The organism is Allobaileyella intestinalis (assembly GCF_009695865.1).
GTDB classification, from domain to species: domain Bacteria; phylum Bacillota; class Clostridia; order Peptostreptococcales; family Anaerovoracaceae; genus Allobaileyella; species Allobaileyella intestinalis.
In genome coordinates this window covers 1-1,397 of the sequence record NZ_VUNB01000012.1, presented here as the reverse complement: position 1 = coordinate 1,397, position 1,397 = coordinate 1, and the positions used below count along the sequence as shown (strand labels likewise).

Below are 1,397 nucleotides of genomic sequence, written 5' to 3'. Positions count from 1 at the left end.
ATGATTTCAATTGCCAAAACAAATTGTTCTGCCGCTGTGAAATATGGCGATTCAACAGCTGGGTTGAATGCAATTTTAATCTCATTTTCATTTCGTCCATCCACCATTTCCTGCAATGGTTCAATAAGATAGGTTAACCGAATAATTCGCCTAATCTGATTCCTATCAAGGCCTAGTTGTTCTCCTAACAGTTCAACCGAATATTTATTCTTAGACTTCTGCTCAACTTGAGTAGAAGTAGATTTTGAATATTCAACATGAACATCATCAACATTAATATCTACTTTTTTACCTTGATGTTTCATAGCTTCTAAGCGCATCTTATAGGCATAACCTCTTTCACTAGGATAAATGTTTTCACGCTGAATATTTGAATCTACCATCAGAATCGTTGCCTGATCATCGTCCAATTCTCGTATGATAACATTCATTTCGGTTCTTCCTAGCTGTGACATAGCGAATTTCCGCCTGTGACCAGAAATCATTTCATAAGTTCCATCTGGTTTTGGTCGTACAAGTGCAGGCATCAACATATCGTTTTCTTTTATAGAATCAATAAGCTTCGCCATATCTTCATCCAGAGGTACATGGAAGGGATGTCCTGAAAAAGAGTTAATGGGAGGAAGTGGGAGGGAAAGGACCTTGGAGGGAGTGGCCTCCTGTCTTGCTTCTTCTGGAGAAAATAAGGAGTCATAGCTAGGCAATCCTAAGTCTAATTTTGGCAAGCATGCCACCTCCTTTTAAAATAGAGTGAGTTGTATATTCTTTTTTAATACATGATGATTCCATTCTTCAATCGCTTGATCTGATGTTGGCTCAGTTTTCGTTCTTTTAAAGCATAACGTACAAATAACATACTGGCCATAATAGCCATTGATTTTTTTACTGTTCCAATCAATTACTAAATGAGCAGTTGAATGACAAAATGGACATCGTTTGATTCTAGGCATCTAGCAATCTAAAAGATTCTACAACCACATTCGTAGAATAATTCTTTTTACCATTTTTCTCATATGAGTTTGTTCGGATATTTCCCTCAATATGATAAGCTGTATCCTTTTCACCTTTTCTACAGATGGCATTCGCAATTTCTCCAAATGCGATGCAGTTAATATAATCCGAATACGAATTAATCCCATCTCTTGTACAGATTAAACAAAACTTCACAAAAGAATTTCCCTTATCATTCTTAGATACTTCAATATCTCTTGAGAGTTTTCCATTCACTAAAACCTCCTTGTTTGTCATTTTGTTTTTCTCCTATCTATTTAATTCTTCTTTGTGCTTTACTTTTTGATTGTTGATCAATTCTTTTGTAAGCTTTTCATAAGCTAAAGCTACTTTGGAATCTTTGGCATACGCATAGATACTCTTACCGGAAATACTTGCTTCACTCG

At 35.8% G+C, this 1,397-nt stretch carries 3 protein-coding genes; all 3 read right to left on the bottom strand.

The window, feature by feature from the left end; genetic code table 11:
- A partial coding sequence (locus FYJ66_RS09080; protein WP_154573177.1) for a ParB/RepB/Spo0J family partition protein occupies nucleotides 1-725 on the bottom strand: 725 nt, incomplete at its 3' end.
- 15 nt (nucleotides 726-740) lie between these two features.
- Entirely contained in the window at nucleotides 741-950 is a 210-nt protein-coding gene (locus FYJ66_RS09495; RefSeq protein WP_154555607.1) for a Lar family restriction alleviation protein, read from the bottom strand.
- Nucleotides 943-1,248, bottom strand: a complete 306-nt coding sequence (locus FYJ66_RS09070; protein ID WP_154573176.1) for a single-stranded DNA-binding protein — start codon at nucleotides 1,246-1,248, stop codon at nucleotides 943-945. The genes FYJ66_RS09495 and FYJ66_RS09070 overlap by 8 nt, the downstream gene beginning before the upstream one ends.
- Between the last annotated feature and the right edge of the window lie 149 nt (nucleotides 1,249-1,397).

What these genes read in the sequence shown, in the direction of transcription:
- FYJ66_RS09495 (WP_154555607.1), bottom strand. Translation starts at nt 950, where the DNA reads ATGCCTAGAATCAAACGATGTCCATTTTGTCATTCAACTGCTCATTTA.
- FYJ66_RS09070 (WP_154573176.1), bottom strand. Translation starts at nt 1,248, where the DNA reads ATGACAAACAAGGAGGTTTTAGTGAATGGAAAACTCTCAAGAGATATT.